A 16318-nucleotide genomic window follows, 5' to 3' on the forward strand; every position below is an offset into this window, starting at 1 on the left:
ACCGATGAGCCCGACGAGAAGGCACGACCGACGACGGATCGCCGTCGTCGCCGGGGCGGCGGGTGCGCTCCTGGCCACCGGCCTGGTCCCGGCGCACGCTCAGCCGACGGCGGCGGCGGTCGGGACGGCGACCGCGACCGCCGCCGGCGGCGTGACGGTCCGTCCCGACCCGTCGTACGCGGGGGAGCCGTTCGAGGGCTGGGGCACGAGCCTCGTGTGGTTCGCCAACGCGACCGGCGGCTACCCGGACGAGATCCGCGACCGGCTCGCCGACATGGTCTTCGGCGACGAGGGGCTGAACCTCAACATCGCGCGCTACAACGTGGGCGGCGGCAACGCCCCCGACGTGCCGGACTACCTGCGCGCGGGCGGCGCCGTCGACGGCTGGTGGAAGGCGCCCGAGGGCACCACCCGCGAGGACGTGGACTGGTGGGACCCGGCGGACCCGGACCACTGGGACGCGGACGCCGACGCCACGCAGCGCTGGTGGGTGGACCGCATCAAGGACGACGTCACGCACTGGGAGGCGTTCAGCAACTCCCCGCCCTGGTTCATGACCGAGTCCGGCTACGTGTCGGGGAACTTCGACGCGAACGCGGACCAGCTCAAGGCCGAGAGCGTCGACGACTTCGCGCAGTACCTCGTGGGCGCCGTCGAGCGCCTCGAGGACGCGCACGGCATCGACGTCGACACCATCGACCCGTTCAACGAGCCGAACACGAACTACTGGGGCACCCAGCTCGGCGCCGACGGCAACCCGACCCGGGGCCGGCAGGAGGGCGCGCACATCGGCCCGGAGCTGCAGCAGCAGGTGATCCCGGCGCTCGCGGACGCCCTCGACGGCTCCGGCACGGGCGCGGTGATCTCGGCGATGGACGAGACCAACCCGGGCCGCTTCGCCACCAACTGGAACTCCTACCCGGACGCGGTGCGCCGCCAGGTGTCGCAGCTCAACGTCCACACGTACGGCACGGGCCAGCGGACCACGGTCCGTGACATCGCCAAGGGCGAGGACAAGCCGCTGTGGATGAGCGAGGTCGGCGGCTCCTGGTCCAGCACGGGACAGGACTTCGAGTCCATGGAGTCCGGCCTGGGCAGCGCGCACCAGATCGTCGACGACCTGCGCGAGCTGGAGCCGTCCGCCTGGGTGTTCTGGCAGCCCGTGGAGGACTACGACAACATGGCGCCCGGCGGAGAGAGCCCCGAGGGCGGCAACTGGGGCGAGATCCAGCTCTCGTTCTCCTGCACCGCGGACGACACGCTCGAGACCTGCCCGATCCACACCAACACCAAGTACTGGGTCACCCAGAACTTCACGCACTACATCGCGCCCGGCGACCGGCTGGTCGGGGTGGACGACGCCGACAGCACCGCCGCGGTCTCGGCCGCGGGCGACGCCGCGACGGTCGTGCACGTCAACGACACGGCGGCGGCGCGCGACGTCACGCTCGACCTGTCCGGCTTCGCCGCCACGGCGGGCGCGACCGTCACGCCGGTGACCACCAGCACCGACGGGTACCTCGTGGAGGGCGAGCCGGTGGCGGTCCAGGACGCGGCGGCCACCCTCACGGTGCCCGCCGAATCGGTGACGACGTTCGTCGTCGACGGCGTCTCGGGCGTCGCGGACGACGCGCCGCTGGCCCAGGACGGCCACGTGCTCCGGATCGACGGCGCGCAGTCGGACCGCTCGCTGGCGCCCGACGGCGACGGGCTTCAGATCGTGACGGACGACGCGGGCGCGGCCGAGCAGCTGTGGTCGCTCGAGGACCTCGGCGCCCCCGAGGGCTCGGGCTCGCACCGCACGCGGTACGCCGTGACCAACGTGGCCACGGGGCAGCAGCTCGCGGTGGGCGAGGACACCTCCGCGGTGCTCGCCGACGCCCCGGCGGACCCCGCCGACACCCCCGCCGCCGCCCGCTGGATCCTCTCGACCACCGGCGACGGGACGTACACCCTGGTCAACGCGTCGTCGCGCACCCTGCTCGAGGTGGGCGGCGAGGCCACGGCCGACGGCTCGCCGGTCGGGACGTACCGGGCGACCTCCGGCGCCAACCAGCGCTGGGCCCTGGTCGACGAGACCGTGCTGGGCACCGAGGCCGTGGACGTGTTCACCACGCCCGGCGTCGCGCCCCGGCTGCCCGACGTCGTCACCCCGGTCTACCCGGGCGGCGCGCGCGGTGAGCTGCCGGTGACGTGGGACCTCCCCGGCGACGTCGCGTGGGCGCAGGCCGGCACCGTCGAGGTCGCCGGCACGGTGCAGGTCCCGGCCGGGGGCACGGTCGAGGCGACGGCCACCGTGCTGGTCGACACCCTCGAGCGCACCACGACGGCCCGCGCCGAGGCGTACGCGGGCGAGGCGGCGGCCGAAGTCGGGCTGCCCGCCACGGTGACCGCGGTCGCCACCGGCGGTGACGAGGTGCAGCGCCCCGTGACCTGGGACGACGTGCCCGTGGGCGCGTTCGACGAGCTCGGCGTGGTCGAGCTGACCGGCGCCGCCGACGACGGCGCGGGCGGCACGCTGCCCGCCACGGTGCGGGTGCTGGTCACCCCTCCGGGCGAGGCGAACGCCGCGCTGGCCGAGGGCACCACGGCGGCCGCCACGTCCACCGAGCCCGGCTACCCGGCGTCGCGCGTCATCAACGGCGACACGTCCGACAAGGGCTGGTCCAACTGGCGCTCCGACGCCAAGAACCCCGAGGACACGCTCACCGTGACGCTGCCCGGCGCGCGCGACGTCACCGGCGTCGTGACGCGGTTCTACCGGGACGGCTCGCACCGGAGCTGGGCCACCGGCGTCGCCGTCGAGGCGCGCGTCGACGGCGCCTGGCAGGCCGTCGGCGAGGCGTCGACCGACGGCGGGACGCTCGTGGCCGAGGTCCCCGCGGACGTGCGCGCGGACGCGGTGCGCGTGGTGATGACGGCCCACGAGGACACGCACTTGGTCGTCAGCGAGGTGGAGGTGCTGGCGAAGGTGCCCGGCGACGCCGCGCCCGCGTGGGACGCGACGGCGACCTATGACGACGGCGACGTCGTCTTCCACGAGGGCGGGCAGTTCGCCGCCACCTGGTGGACGCGCGGCCAGGAGCCGGGCACGTCGGTGACCGGGGCGTGGCAGGAGCTCGTCCGCGCCGGCGACGGCACGGCGGTCTGGACGGAGTCGCGGATCTTCGACGCCGGCGACGTCGTGGTGCACGACGGCGCGCGGTACCAGGCGCGGTGGTGGACCCGCGACCAGGAGCCCGGCGCGTCGAAGCACGGGCCGTGGAAGGTCGTCGAGGCCGACTGACCGTCGTACCCCCGCGGAGCGTCGCGACGCTCCGCGGGGGTACGAGGACGACGCCGGGACACCGTCCTCGCGCGCCGACGGCGCGCCACGCGTACGGTCGTGCCAGATCGCAGCCGTGGGGGTGGTTCGGTGTCCGACGACGCATTCCGGGCGCTCGTGCTCGAGGACGACCCGGACTCGGCCGAGTTCGTGCGCATCGCGCTGGCGCGGTACGGGGGGATGCACGTCGACCTCGCCGCCGACGCCGAGGAGGCGCTGGCCGCGCTCCGGCGCTCCACCTATGACGTCCTCGTGAGCGACATCCAGCTCCCGGGCCTGTCGGGGCTGGACATCCTCCCCGAGGTGCGGACGATCGACCCGACCTTGCCGATCATGATCGTCACCGCCTTCCCGACCGTGTCGCACGCGGTCACGGCCCTGCGGGAGGCCGCCGACGACTTCCTGGTCAAGCCGGTCGCGGCGTCCACGGTGGTGGAGCGCGCCACCGAGCTCGCCCAGCGCGCCCGCCGGGAGCGGGAGACGTCGCGGCAACGGGTCCTGGCGGTCGGCGCCCACCCGGACGACGTCGAGATCGGGGTGGGCGCCACGCTGGCGGCCCACGGGGCCGCGGGGGACGAGCTGGTGATCCTCACGCTCTCGGGCGGCTCGGTCGGCGGTGCGGCCGCGGAGCGGCACGAGGAGGCGCTCGCGGCGGCGCAGGTGGTCGGCGCGCGGTTGGTGCACCTCGACTTCCCGGACACCCACATCGACCCCGCCGCGGGCGTGATCGGGGCGATCGAGGACGTCGTCGCCGAGGTCGACCCGCACCGGGTCTACACGCACAGCGCGAACGACCGGCACCAGGACCACCGGGCGGTGAACGGGGCGGTGCAGATCGCGGCGCGCCAGGTGCCCAGCCTGTGGTGCTTCCAGAGCCCGTCCTCGACCGTGGCCTTCGCCCCGAACCGGTTCGTGGACGTCGACGGCTTCGTCGAGACCAAGCTGCGGATGCTCGCGGCGTACGTGTCGCAGGCGCACCGGGAGTACATGCAGCCGGACGTGGTGCGCGCGACGGCGCGGTACTGGGCGCGGTTCAGCCCCGCGCGCGAGGTGGAGCCGTTGGAGACGGTGCGCGCCAGCGAGACGTTCGGCCGGTCGTCGGCCGTGCGTGCGACGCCCGCCGTGGACGGCCAGGACTCGGGCGCCCCGGCCGACGGCCTGTCGTCCCTGCTGACCCCGCCGGGACCCGCCGCGCACCAGCACGTCGGGCCGGGCGGGGACGGGGCGGCCCCACGATGACGCGAGGCCTGGTCCACCGTCTCGGCCAGACGTACGACCGGGTCTGGACCGCGTGGTTCGACGACGACGCCGTGGGCCTCCGGCAGCTTCCGCTCACCATCTCCTTCGTCGTGGTGCTGGTGATCATGCGCATCAGCGGGATCGCCGGGGACCTCGTCTGGCTCACGCTCGCCGTGGCTCTGGTCGTCGCGGTACAGCTGGTGGGCAGCCTCGGCCGCTGGGACCGGTGGCCGCGCGCCTGGCGGTACGCGCTGCCCCTGGTGCAGATGCTGGCGGTCGGCGTCCTGGAGATCGGTTCCGGCCTGATCCTCGCGAGCTTCGACGCCCTGCTGTTCCTGCCCGTCGTCAGCCTGGCGCTCCAGCCGGGGCCCTGGGGGATGGCCCTCGCGCTGATCGGTTCTGTGCTGGCTCTGTTCGGGCCGAAGCTCCTGCCGCTCACTTCGGTCGAGCGCGTGCACCCCGTGATGCACTCGCTCGTGGTCCTGCTCGTGCTCGGGCTCGTCGCCGTCGGCACGCACGGCGTCGTCGGCCTGGCGCGGCGTCAGGCCGCACAGCTCGAGCGGGCCCGCGACGAGGTCGCGGCGGGCGCGCGACAGCTCCGCGAGTCCCGGGACACGCTGCGGGGGATCATGATCGCCGCGACGGAGCAGGGGTTCCTCGCCACCGACTTCGGCGGGCGGGTCACGTGGGCGAACCCGGGGGCCGTGCGGATCCTGGGACGCGCCGAGGAAGAGCTGATCGGCCTGGAGGTGTCGCAGCTCGTCGACCCGAGGAGCCTCGCCGCCCGGCTGGCCGAGCCGGGCGCGCCCGGGGGGGCGGACGCGGCGAACCGGGTGGTGCTCGGGAGCGCCGTCGCGGGGGAGACGCACGTGGCCGACTGGCCCCTGTCGCCGCTCGGCGAGGACCGGCGGCACCTCCAGTTCACGGTGACCGAGCGGCCGGCCCTCCCGGGGAGCGAGCCGGAGCTCTCCGCCGGGTACCTCGTCGTGGTCACCGACGTCACCGCCCGGTACGAGGAGGAGCGCGTCCAGGACGAGTTCATCGGCCTCGTGAGCCACGAGCTGCGCACCCCGCTCGCGTCCATCCTCGGCTATCTCGACCTGATGCGGCTCGAGGAGGGCCTGGGCGACGAGCAGCGGCGGTACCTGGACGTCGTCGAGCGGAACGCCCGGCGCCTGCGTTCGCTGGTCGACGACCTGCTGGCAAGCGCCCAGATCGTCGCGGGCCGCAAGATCCTCGACGGACGGGACGTGGACGTCGCGCAGGTGGTGCGGGAGGCCGTCGAGAGCGCGCGCCCGACCGCCGAGGCCGCGGGCGTCGATGTCGTGGTGGAGGGCGACCCGTTCGTGCCGCTCGTCTCCGACCCCGACCGGCTGGGCCAGGTCGTCGACAACCTGCTGAGCAACGCGGTGAAGTACAGCGACCGTGGGGGGCGAGTCCGGGTGACGGTGTCCGGCGAGGCGACGTCCACGGGGTCGCACCTGGCGCGCCTGCGGGTGGAGGACGAGGGCGTCGGGATCCCGGCCGACGAGCTCGAGCGGGTCACCCAGCGGTTCTACCGCTCCCTCGACACGCGACGACGGCGCGTGCGCGGCGTCGGCCTGGGTCTCACCCTCGTGGACCGGGTGGTGCAGGACCACGGTGGGGCGATGGCGATCCGCAGCGCACCGGGCGAGGGCACGGAGGTGGACGTCACCCTGCCGGACCTCGCGACGCACTAGGGGCCGCGGTGCCCCAGACCCGGGCCAGCGTCGCCCAGTGCGCCTCGGACAGGTGCGACAGCGGCGTGACGTTGACGTCGGTGACACCGTGGGTACCGGCCGCCTCGACGGTCTCGGCCATGAGCGCGGGGGCGATCGACTGGGGCGGGTCCGCGTCCGCCGACCCCGCCCACAGGCCGACGGACATCGTGAACCGGGACATGTCGAAGCCCGCGGCCTGGAGCGCGCCGGTGGCGCCCTCGACGTCCGCGGGAGTGTGGTCCTGCGACCCGACGTACGCCCACACGACCAGGCGGTCGGCGGATTGCAGGAGGATCGCGTAGTCGTGCCCGCTCGACGGCACGCCGGCGGCCGGGTCGTCCCAGTCGACCCGCACGTCCATCGCGAGCTCGATCTGCTCGCCCTGACCGTCGCGCACCTCGTCGAGCCCCGCGCGCATCCGGGCCAGCAGCCCCGCCAGCACCTCCGACCGCCAGGTGCCGAGCGCGGGATCGTCGTCGTCGATCTGGCCGTCCGCGTCCCGCGGCCAGTCGTCGGCGCCCGTCATCTCGCGGTAGAGGGCGAGGTCGTCGTCACCGAAGCTGTAGTGGTTGAGGAAGAGCTCGGTGACGGCGATCCGGCTCGGGTCGTAGCGCTCGCCGAGGTCGGTGACGTACTCGACGAGCCGGTCGCCCACCTCGCCCGTGGCGAGCTGGGAGGCCGACGCCCGGTAGGGAGAGCGGCGGCCGTCGGCGGAGACGCCGGCGATCGAGGGGTCGGCCTTGATCCACTCGGGCACGTACGCGTCGACGATGAGCCCGATCTCGCGCGGGGTTCCGTCCGCGTCCTCGTGCAGGGCCCGCGCCGCCCGCGACAGGTGGTCGGTGCCGGGCTCGGCCGCCGCCTCCGGGTGGGCGGGCCAGTCGTACGCCGTGAACTCGACCCGTCCCGCGTTGAGGTCGACGCCGTTGGCGCCCACCGCGTCGAGGTGCCGGTCGATCGCGGCCCAGTCCGTGTCCGGATCGGTGACGATCCCGAAGTCGACGCTGACCGAGTGCACCACGTCGGGGGCGACGACGGGGCGCATGGCCGGCGGCACGTCCTCCCACGGGCGTGCGAGGAGCAGGGCTGCGCCGACGGCGGCGACGAGCACGACGACGACCGTCAAGAGCCAGGGCCATCGTCGACGAGCCCCTGCACCGACACCGTCCCGCTGCGGTCCAGCTTGTTCCATCGGTTCTCCGCGTTCCCCAGCTCGAGCCGCGCGGCGTCGAGCAGGACGAAGGTCATCATCAGCGAGTAGACGGGCCACAGGGGGAGGGTCCACAGCTGCCGCAGGTCACCGGGCGCCCGGTCCAGGAGGACCGCGAGCAGCAGCAGCCCGAGCGACAGCGGCAGGCCGAGCAGCAGCACCCAGCCCCACCACGAGGACGGCACCCAGGAAGGGCCGTCGACGAGCACCAGGACCGCAAGCACGATCATGGCCAGCACCTGCACGAACGGCGCGACGACCTGGGCCGCGGTGTTGTACAGCAGGTACATCCCGAACGCGCCGTAGCGCGGGTTGCCGACCATCGAGCGGTGCAGGGAGGTCACCTGGAGCAGGCCGCGCGCCCACCGGACGCGCTGGCGCCACAGACCGCGCAGGGTCGACGGCGACTCCGCGTACACCAGCGCGTCGGGCGCGAACGTCACGCGGTAGCCCGCCCGGGCCACGCGCCACGTCAGCTCGAGGTCCTCGCCGAGGGTGTCGGTGTGCAGCGGACCGACGCGGTCGAGCACGTCCCGCCGGAACGCGCCGATGTTCCCCGACACGATCGGCAGGCACCCCAGCACGTCGAGCGCGCGGCGCATGAGCCCCGTCCCGACGTGGCTGATGAGGGACAGCAGCCGGGTGAGGACGCGGTCGAGGTTGACCGGTCGGTCGTTGCCGCAGACGGCGCCGACCCGCTCGTCGCGGAACCCGCGGAGCAGCCGCGTGACGGTGTCCGGCCGGAACAGGCCGTCCGCGTCGACGAGGACCAGGATGTCGCCCCGCGCCGCCGCGATCCCGGTGTTGAGCGCCGCGCCCTTGCCGGCGTTGTCCTGGCGCAGGGCCCGCACCCGGGGGTGCTCCGCGGCGAGCCGCTCCATGCGCGCGAACGTGTCGTCGGACGAGCCGTCGTCGACGCACACGATCTCGAGCGCCGGGTGCTCGCTGCGCAGCACGGAGCGCACGCAGTTCTCGATGACCACGGACTCCTCGTACGCCGGCACGACGACGCTCACCAGGGGCGCCTCGGGGAACATCGGGCCGCACCCGGCCGGGCCGAGGTCGTCGCGACGGCGCCGGGCCTCGAACACGAGCGCGGCCGGCACGAACGCGAGGCGCACCAGCCCGACGACCAGCAGAGAGAGCCCGAGGACCAGGACGAGCGCGACGAGGACGGACGTCACGACGCGGTCCGGTCGCCCGTCGAGGGCCACTCGTCGAGGACGGCGTCCAGCACCTCCGGCGCGCCTGCCGAGACGGCGCCGAACCGGGCGTTGACCTCGAGGACCACGGGCGTGCCGTCGGCGAGGAGCCGGACGTCCATGTCGAGCGGGCCGACGAGGTCGAGCGCCTCCGCGGTGCGCGCGGCGAGCTTCGCGACGTCGTCCGCCGCCCCGGTGGGCAGCCGTTCCACCGCGGTGGCGTTGCCGACGCGGCCCTCCTTGCGGCCCGTCTTCTCCAGCACGACGACGACGCAGCGTCCGTCGGCGGGAGAGCGGTACACCTGCGGGCTGTACTCGGTGCCGGGGGCGAAGGCCTGCACCACCCAGGACGCGTCCGTGCTCGCCCAGACCGGGTCGTCGGGGTCCTCCACCACGTGCACGCCCCGCCCGCCGCGGGCGACGCGCGGCTTCACGACGACCGGGCCGTCGGCCCACGCCAGGGCCTCGGCCGCCGATCCGAGCGCGTCGGCGGGCAGGTGCCGCGGGACGGAGACCCCGCGCCGTTCGAGCGACCACATCGTGAGGAGCTTGTCGGCGGCGACGGCGGTGGGGCCGGGCGCCGAGAGCACCACCGTCTCCCCGAGCCCGGCCGCCGCGGCGAGCACCGCGAGCCGCGGCAGCTCGTCGGAGACCGTGGGCACGACCAGGCGGGGACGGTGGCGGCGCAGCAGGTCGAGCGTCGCCGCGTCGTAGGCGGGGTCGGCCGCCGCGGGCACGGCTTCGACCATGTCGTAGCCGGTGCCCGCCGACGGTGCCAGGTCCACCCCGACCACCCGCCGGAGGTCGGCGTCCGCGCGTCGCGCGAGCTGGGGGCCGAGGGCCCTCCCCGCAGGTCCGGCCGCTCCGGTCACGAGGATCGTCTGCTGCCTCGGCGCCCCATCCATGGTCGGATCGTAGGAGCCAGCCTGCGTCGATGCAGCCGGGAGCGTCCGACGGCGACCTGGCGCGGCGGTCAGAGCGTCCGCGCCGAGAGCGTGTCGCAGTCGTCCAGCGTGCCGCCCTCGTACCCGACTGTGAACCACCGCACCCGCTGCTCGGAGGTGCCGTGCGTGAAGCCCTCGGGGCTCACCTGGCCGGTGGCCTGCTGCTGGATGCGGTCGTCACCGACCGCCGCCGCGGCGCCGAGCGCCTGGCGCAGCTCGGCGGGGGAGATCGGGTCGAGGAACGTCACTCCCGTGTCGGGGTCCACCTCGGTCGCCGCGGAGCCCGCCCACATGCCCGCGAGGCAGTCGGCCATGAGCTCGATGCGCACGGAGTCCGACTCGGGCCCGCTGCCGCGGCGGTCGGCCGCGTCCATGGCGCCGGTGAGCTGCTCGACGTGGTGGCCCACCTCGTGCGCCACGACGTACTCCTCGGCGAGCGGCCCGCCCTCGGCGCCGAACTGCGAGCTCAGCTGGTCGAAGAACGAGACGTCGACGTACACCGTCCGGTCCGGCGGGCAGTAGAACGGGCCCGTCGCGCTGGTCGCGGCCCCGCACCCCGTCGTCGTCGACCCGGAGAAGCTCTCCACCGGCGGCAGCGCGTACTCCACGCCGGCCTGCTGCGGCAGCACCCGCCCCCAGTAGGCGTCGAGCGACTGCACGGTGGCCGACAGCCGGCACTCGCGGTCGGTGTTCGCCTGCTCGGCGGTGCAGTCGTCGACGTACTGCTCCTGCCCGTCGCCCGCGGGCGCCCCGGCGTCCTGCACGGCCCCGCCCAGCGCGCCGGTGAGCTGGCCCAGGTCGCCGCCGCCGAGGAACACGGCCAGCAGCGCCACGACGATGGCGCCGATGCCGCCGCCGACCACCGCGCCGCGCCGTCCGCCCGCACCCTTGCGGACCCGGCCACCCTCGAACTCGCCGCCCTCGTTGAAGGTCACGGGCACCACGCTAGGTCGGGGTCGGGGCGATCGCGCGGGAAAGGAGGCGCGCGGCGACCGCCCGGTCCGTAGGGTGCGGGCATGCCCGCCACGCAGCCCGCAGGAATGACCGGCACCGTGCTCGCCCTCGGCGGCGGGGGGTTCTCCATGTCGGACGACGGCGCGTCCGCGATCGACGACCACCTGCTCGACCTCACCGGCAAGGCCACCCCGAGGGTGTGCTTCGTGCCCACCGCGAGCGGCGACGACCACGGGTACGCGCGCCGCTTCGAGGAGGCCTTCGCCGGCCGGGCCCGCACGTCGGTGCTGTCGCTGTTCTGCCGCGAGCCGTGGGGCTACGCCGACCCGGAGCTCCTGCTGGAGCAGGACGTCGTGTACGTGGGCGGGGGCTCGACGGCGAACCTGCTCGTCGTCTGGCGCCGGCACGGTCTGCCCGACCTGCTCGCCCGGGCCGCGGCGCAGGGGACGGCCCTCGCGGGGATCAGCGCGGGGATGAACTGCTGGTTCGAGTCGTCCTCGACCGACTCGTTCGGCCCGCTCGCGCCGCTCGACGACGGCCTGGGGTTCGTCCCGGGCAGCGCCTGCCCGCACTACCTCGGCGAGGCGGACCGCCGCGAGGCGTACCTCGGCTGGGTGGCCTCCGGGGCGCTCGCGGAGGGGTACGCGGTGGACGAGTACGCCGCCCTGCGCTTCGTGGACGGCGTGCCCGTCGAGGCCGTGAGCGAGCGGCCCGACCGCCCCGTGCTGCGCGTCGAGCGCGACGGCGACCGTGCCCGGGAGGTCCCGTTCGACGTGCGCCGGCTCCCCGGGACCTGATCTCGGCGGGCGGGGTCCTCAGTACTCCGTCGGCGTCTCGACCGACTGCCAGTGCCACGGCTCGGGCAGCCGGCCGTCGGGCTCGGCCCAGCCCGGGTGGGTCCAGCCGTGCTCCTCGGCGTGCTCCTTGAGCCAGGCGTACCGCGCGCCGTCGAAGCCCTCGGGGCCCATGGAGATGTCGACGGCGGTGCCCAGGCCGTGGTTGGAGCAGCCGGGCGGCGCGGCGAGCGGGTTCGGGTCGTCCGGGTCGTACACCGCGACCTGCTGGTCGTAGCTGCGGTACGCGGAGTTCACCGTCAGGTGCTGGCCGAACTCGGCGCGGTAGGCGGCGTCGAGCGCCACCAGCCCGTCCAGGACGTCCGCACGCACGGAGTACTGCGGCGCCCACGGGATCGGTGCGAGCTTCTTCGCCGAGATCTTCCCGGCCTCCGGGAACCACACCTGGTCGGGCTCGGGGCAGACGACCGCGTCCTGCGCGGTCATGAGGTCCACGGTCGCGTCCGCCAGGTCGTCGCGCAGCGCGGTGAGGTCCGCCGAGGCGGACTCGAGGTCCGCCAGCGACGCCGTGGCCAGCCGGTCGTCCTGGGTCTCGGCGGTCAGCTCGTCGGCGGTCCCGAGCGCGTCGCGGGACGAGGCCCGCAGCGTCTCGCCGGCGTCGTGCCCGTCCGCGGCCAGCTCGTCCGTCGCGGCCAGCACGCGGTCGGCCCGGCGCACCACCGGCGGGAGCGCGTCGCGCGCCTCGGCGGCCTGCGCGCGGGCGAACGCGAGGCGCGAGGCCTGCACGGCCGCGACGTCGTCGTCGAGCCGGGCGCCGAGCGCGGGCGCGTCGCCCGGCATCCGGTCCAGGACGGGCGTCGCGTCGAGCAGCGCACGGGCGTCGTCGATCGTCGCGGCGAGGTCGTCGCGCACGCCGGCGTCGGTCACCCTGCCGGCGGATCCGTCGAGGGTGTCCTGCGCGACGGCGAGCCGGGCGCTCAGGTCCTGGGTCTCCCCCCGCAGCACCCACGCCAGGGCACCGCCGGCCCCGGCGAGCGCGAGGACGATCACCACGGGCACCACGACCCGGGCGGCCCGGCGCCGGCTCCCGCTCGCCGCGCGCACGTGCCGCAGCGAGTGGTCCACCCCGCGCGGCCGGGGGCGAACCAGGGCGACCAGGGCCCCGCCCACCACCGCGCCGACGGCGTACCACGCCACGTCGGCGGGCGTGAACGCCGTGCCGAGCGCGTAGCGCGCGGCCGGGAACCGCTCGACGACCTGGCCCGGCACGTCGGTCAGCCACGCCGCCTCGATCCCGGCGCACAGGACGAGCCCGACGATCCCCGCCACGAGGGGGCGGGTGCGCGGGACGAGGAACGCGACGAGCAGCACGACGAGCGTCGCGAACAGGGCGTCCCCGAGCGGCCCGCCGACCGCGGGCGGGAGGAGGGCACGGCCGCCGAGGCCGGCGAGGACCACGAGGACGGCGAGGCCGGCCGTCGTCGGGCGGGGGCGCGGTTCACGCGCGAACCCTATCGGGAGCGGGATCGGGAGCGGGCGACGGTGTGACTTAAGTCGTCGTGGGACCGACCCCCGGCGCACTAGACTCGCCGGAGCCCCCCACCCCCCGTCGAAGGACACCCCTGCCTTGATCACCGCCCACGGCGTCGAGCTGCGCTTCGGCGCCCGCACCCTCTTGCACGAGGCGACGTTCCGCATCGCCCCGGGCGACCGTATCGGCCTCGTCGGCCGCAACGGCGCGGGCAAGACGACGCTCACCAAGACGCTCGCGGGCGAGACGCTGCCCGCGGCCGGGCAGATCACGCGGGGCACCGACATCGGCTACCTGCCGCAGGACCCGCGCACGGGCGACCTCGACGTCGTCGCGATGGACCGGGTGCTCAGCGCGCGCGGGCTGGACCACATCGTCACGCAGATGCGGGAGACCGAGGGCCTCATGGCCTCGGCCGACGCCGACACCCAGGCCGCCGCGCTCGAGCGCTACCCGAAGCTCGAGGCGCGCTTCCTGGCCGCCGGCGGCTACGCCGCGGAGTCCGAGGCGCACCGGATCACGAGCAACCTCGGCCTCGACGACCGCGTGCTCGCCCAGCCGCTCCACACGCTGTCCGGCGGCCAGCGCCGCCGCATCGAGCTGGCGCGCATCCTGTTCTCCGGCGTCGACACGCTGCTCCTCGACGAGCCGACGAACCACCTCGACGCCGACTCGATCGTCTGGCTGCGCGACTACCTCAAGGCGTACAGCGGCGGGTTCGTCGTGATCAGCCACGACGTCGAGCTGCTGCGGGCCACGGTGAACAAGGTGTTCCACCTGGACGCGAACCGTGGCGAGCTGGACCAGTACAACCTCGGCTGGGACGCCTACCTCGAGCAGCGCGAGACCGACGAGCGCCGCCGCCGGCGCGAGCGCGCCAACGCCGAGAAGAAGGCCGGTGCCCTGCTGGCACAGGCCGAGAAGATGCGCGCCAAGGCCACCAAGGCGACCGCCGCGCAGAACATGATCAAGCGCGCCGAGCGGATGATGTCGGGCGTCGAGGGGGAGCGGCGCAGCGACAAGGTCGCGCACCTGCGGTTCCCGAAGCCGGCGCCCTGCGGCCGTACGCCGCTCACGGCCACCGAGCTGTCGAAGAGCTACGGCTCGCAGGAGGTCTTCGCGGGCGTCGACCTGGCCATCGACCGCGGCTCGCGGGTCGTCGTGCTCGGGCTCAACGGCGCGGGCAAGACGACGCTGCTGCGCATCCTCGGCGGCGTCGAGGAGCCGGACACCGGCCGCGTCGTTCCGGGGCACGGGCTGAAGATCGGGTACTACGCCCAGGAGCACGACACCCTGGACATGGACGCGACGGTGGTCGAGAACCTGCGGCACTCCGCGCCCGACCTCACGGACACCCAGGTGCGCTCGGTGCTCGGGTCGTTCCTGTTCAGCGGCGACGACGCCGAGAAGCCCGCCCGCGTGCTGTCCGGCGGCGAGAAGACGCGCCTCGCGCTCGCCACGCTCGTCGTGTCCAGCGCGAACGTGCTGCTGCTCGACGAGCCCACCAACAACCTCGACCCGGCGTCGCGCGCCGAGATCCTCGGGGCGCTCGACACCTACGAGGGCGCGGTCGTGATGGTCACCCACGACGACGGCGCCGTGGAGGCGCTGAACCCCGAGCGGGTGCTCCTCCTGCCCGACGGCGACGAGGACCTGTGGTCCGCGGACTACGCCGAGCTGGTGTCGCTGGCCTGAGGCCCGCCGGCCGTCCGGTCGGCGCGCGGCCGCTCGGCGGCGTCCAGCAGGGCGTCCTCGAAGTCCTCGTCCACGCGCTGCCGGCGGGGGCGCTGCGGCCGCACGGCGGCGCCCGGCCGCCCGGTCCCGTCCAGGGGGTCCGGGCCGTCGGCGGCGGCGAGGAGGTCGCCCGCCGTCACGTGCACCGGCCGGGTCTCGCGCCGCCACAGCACGACGTAGCCGCCCAGCGCGCCGAGCGCGAAGATGCACCACTGCACCGTGTAGCTGAGGTGCGACCCCGGGTCGGTGTCCGGCTCGGGGAGCGCGCCCGGCGTCGTCGCGGGTGCCGGGTCCTCGGAGCGCAGCTGCCCGTACCCGCCCACCGTGGAGCCCTCGGCCCACGCGGCGCCGTCCGCGCCGGCGGCGAGCACCTGGTCGGTGTGGATGGCCTGCACCTGCCCCGCGGGGGTGCCGCGGTCGGAGGCCGGCTCGTCGGGCCGCATCGTCATCGTCACCTCGACCTCGCCCGCGGGCGGGTCGGGCACGGCGGACGGCGAGCTCGCGTCCTCGCCCAGCGGCACGAAGCCGCGGTCGACGACGAGGACGACCGGCTGCCCGTCCGCCCCGGTCGTCTCGAAGGGCACCAGCACGTGGAATCCGGGCTGGCCACCGACGGGCCGGTTGCGCAGCAGCACCGTGTCCTCGGGGCGGTAGGAGCCGGTGGCCACCGCGGGGCGCCACTCGTCGTCCGGGTCGAGGACGGCGCCGGGCTCGGGCAGCACGTCCGCGAGGGGGACGGGCGCCGCCGCGTAGTTGGACTGCACCAGGTCGATCTGCGCCTCGCGCCAGGTGTACCGGTGCCACTGCCACACGGCGGCCAGGATGCACACGGCGGCCAGCAGCACGGCCCCCAGGCCGAGGGTGATCCACTGCCGGCGGGTGCGCGGGGCCGCCGGCGCGTCGGGGGAGCGGCGATCGTCCGGCGGCAGGGGGGTGCGGGTCGAGGTGTGGTCGGTCGTCACGCGCGATCGAGCTCCGCGACGGGGACGGTCTGCTTCCAGAACGAGCGCGCGCCGAGGAACTGCTCCAGGTGCTCGCGGTGGTCGTCGCACGCGAGCCACACCTTGCGGCGCTCCGGGGTGTGCAGCCGCGGGTTGTTCCACAGCAGGCCCCACGCGGCCTCGGCGCGGCAGCCCTTGGCCGAGCACACCAGCTCGCCCGCCACCGGGTCGGCGCCCGTCCCGAGCACGTCCATCAGCGATCTCCTCCAGGCTCCGGGTCGGTCGGGTCGGGGTCGTCCTGGTGCTCGACGACGCGGTGCCCGTCGCCGCCGAACGGCTCCGGCTGCGCGGGGTCGGCGGCGGTGAGCTCGGCCGGGGGGACGTCGACCATGGGCGACGTGTCGTAGGAGACCCGGTCCCGCCCGGCGTTCGCGAACAGCACCGCCGAGTACGGCAGGACGACGGCGAGGACCACGAGCGTCCAGCGCACCCAGCCGTCCGCGGCGATGGCGCCGAGGAAGCACACGATCCGGATGCCCATCTGGATCAGGTAGCGCCGCGTGCGGCGCGCCTGGTCCTCCTCCAGCGGCTCGGGGGCGCTGGTGATCGAGGGGACCTCGGGCACCTGGTCCGCACCGTGGCCGCGGCCTCCGGAGGGGCGCGGACCGGGAGAGGTCGCGCGGGCGTTGCTCACCCGGCCAG

The 16318-nt window shown here is 75.0% G+C and carries 13 protein-coding genes; 5 read left to right on the plus strand and 8 right to left on the minus strand.

Going from position 1 to position 16318, the window contains the following annotated elements:
* The first annotated feature begins 4 nt into the window (after nucleotides 1-4).
* The 3 genes from ACQP60_RS04675 (at nucleotide 5) to ACQP60_RS04685 (ending at nucleotide 6285) form a co-directional block, all read left to right on the plus strand.
* Entirely contained in the window at nucleotides 5-3286 is a 3282-nt protein-coding gene (locus ACQP60_RS04675; RefSeq protein WP_429728888.1) for an RICIN domain-containing protein, read from the plus strand.
* A gap of 129 nt (nucleotides 3287-3415) precedes the next feature.
* Complete coding sequence (locus ACQP60_RS04680; protein WP_429728890.1) at nucleotides 3416-4564, plus strand: PIG-L deacetylase family protein; 1149 nt, start codon at nucleotides 3416-3418, stop codon at nucleotides 4562-4564.
* Entirely contained in the window at nucleotides 4561-6285 is a 1725-nt protein-coding gene (locus ACQP60_RS04685) for a sensor histidine kinase (RefSeq protein WP_429728891.1), read from the plus strand. Before ACQP60_RS04680 ends, ACQP60_RS04685 begins: the two co-directional genes overlap by 4 nt.
* Here the strand turns inward: ACQP60_RS04685 and ACQP60_RS04690 are convergent.
* The 4 genes from ACQP60_RS04690 to ypfJ all read right to left on the minus strand — a co-directional run bounded on the left by ACQP60_RS04690 (nucleotide 6257) and on the right by ypfJ (nucleotide 10597).
* Nucleotides 6257-7432 carry a hypothetical protein gene (locus ACQP60_RS04690; RefSeq protein WP_429728893.1) on the minus strand — a complete coding sequence of 392 codons (1176 nt, stop codon included), beginning with the start codon at nucleotides 7430-7432 and terminating at the stop codon, nucleotides 6257-6259. The two genes, ACQP60_RS04685 and ACQP60_RS04690, sit on opposite strands and share 29 nt — an antisense overlap.
* Nucleotides 7429-8700 (minus strand): glycosyltransferase family 2 protein, encoded by a 1272-nt coding sequence (locus ACQP60_RS04695; RefSeq protein ID WP_429728894.1) that lies wholly within the window; start codon nucleotides 8698-8700, stop codon nucleotides 7429-7431. Before ACQP60_RS04695 ends, ACQP60_RS04690 begins: the two co-directional genes overlap by 4 nt.
* Nucleotides 8697-9623, minus strand: coding sequence for an ATP-grasp domain-containing protein (locus ACQP60_RS04700; RefSeq protein WP_429728896.1), 927 nt, complete (start codon nucleotides 9621-9623; stop codon nucleotides 8697-8699). Before ACQP60_RS04700 ends, ACQP60_RS04695 begins: the two co-directional genes overlap by 4 nt.
* Nucleotides 9624-9691: 68 nt before the next feature.
* Entirely contained in the window at nucleotides 9692-10597 is a 906-nt protein-coding gene (ypfJ, locus tag ACQP60_RS04705; protein ID WP_429728898.1) for a KPN_02809 family neutral zinc metallopeptidase, read from the minus strand.
* A gap of 81 nt (nucleotides 10598-10678) precedes the next feature.
* Here ypfJ and ACQP60_RS04710 point away from each other — a divergent pair, with 81 nt between their 5' ends.
* Nucleotides 10679-11413 carry a Type 1 glutamine amidotransferase-like domain-containing protein gene (locus ACQP60_RS04710; protein ID WP_429728899.1) on the plus strand — a complete coding sequence of 245 codons (735 nt, stop codon included), beginning with the start codon at nucleotides 10679-10681 and terminating at the stop codon, nucleotides 11411-11413.
* Between the two features lie 18 nt (nucleotides 11414-11431).
* Here ACQP60_RS04710 and ACQP60_RS04715 read toward each other — a convergent pair whose 3' ends face one another.
* Complete coding sequence (locus ACQP60_RS04715) at nucleotides 11432-12868, minus strand: DUF2809 domain-containing protein (RefSeq protein ID WP_429728901.1); 1437 nt, start codon at nucleotides 12866-12868, stop codon at nucleotides 11432-11434.
* Between the two features lie 169 nt (nucleotides 12869-13037).
* On the opposite strand from ACQP60_RS04715, the gene ACQP60_RS04720 reads away from it, so the two are divergent.
* Nucleotides 13038-14636 (plus strand): ABC-F family ATP-binding cassette domain-containing protein, encoded by a 1599-nt coding sequence (locus tag ACQP60_RS04720; RefSeq protein WP_429728903.1) that lies wholly within the window; start codon nucleotides 13038-13040, stop codon nucleotides 14634-14636.
* On the opposite strand, the gene ACQP60_RS04725 is transcribed toward ACQP60_RS04720, so the two are convergent.
* Genes ACQP60_RS04725 through ACQP60_RS04735 form a run of 3 tightly spaced genes read right to left on the minus strand, consistent with a single transcriptional unit; the run spans nucleotide 14609 to nucleotide 16310 of the window.
* Nucleotides 14609-15637, minus strand: coding sequence for an SURF1 family cytochrome oxidase biogenesis protein (locus ACQP60_RS04725; RefSeq protein WP_429728905.1), 1029 nt, complete (start codon nucleotides 15635-15637; stop codon nucleotides 14609-14611). The genes ACQP60_RS04720 and ACQP60_RS04725 overlap by 28 nt on opposite strands.
* Nucleotides 15634-15870 (minus strand): hypothetical protein, encoded by a 237-nt coding sequence (locus tag ACQP60_RS04730; RefSeq protein WP_380319267.1) that lies wholly within the window; start codon nucleotides 15868-15870, stop codon nucleotides 15634-15636. The genes ACQP60_RS04725 and ACQP60_RS04730 overlap by 4 nt, the downstream gene beginning before the upstream one ends.
* Nucleotides 15870-16310 carry a DUF3099 domain-containing protein gene (locus ACQP60_RS04735; protein WP_429728907.1) on the minus strand — a complete coding sequence of 147 codons (441 nt, stop codon included), beginning with the start codon at nucleotides 16308-16310 and terminating at the stop codon, nucleotides 15870-15872. The genes ACQP60_RS04730 and ACQP60_RS04735 overlap by 1 nt, the downstream gene beginning before the upstream one ends.
* Nucleotides 16311-16318: the final 8 nt, after the last annotated feature.

It is taken from the genome of Isoptericola variabilis (assembly GCF_050311655.1).
Lineage (GTDB): Bacteria > Actinomycetota > Actinomycetes > Actinomycetales > Cellulomonadaceae > Isoptericola > Isoptericola variabilis.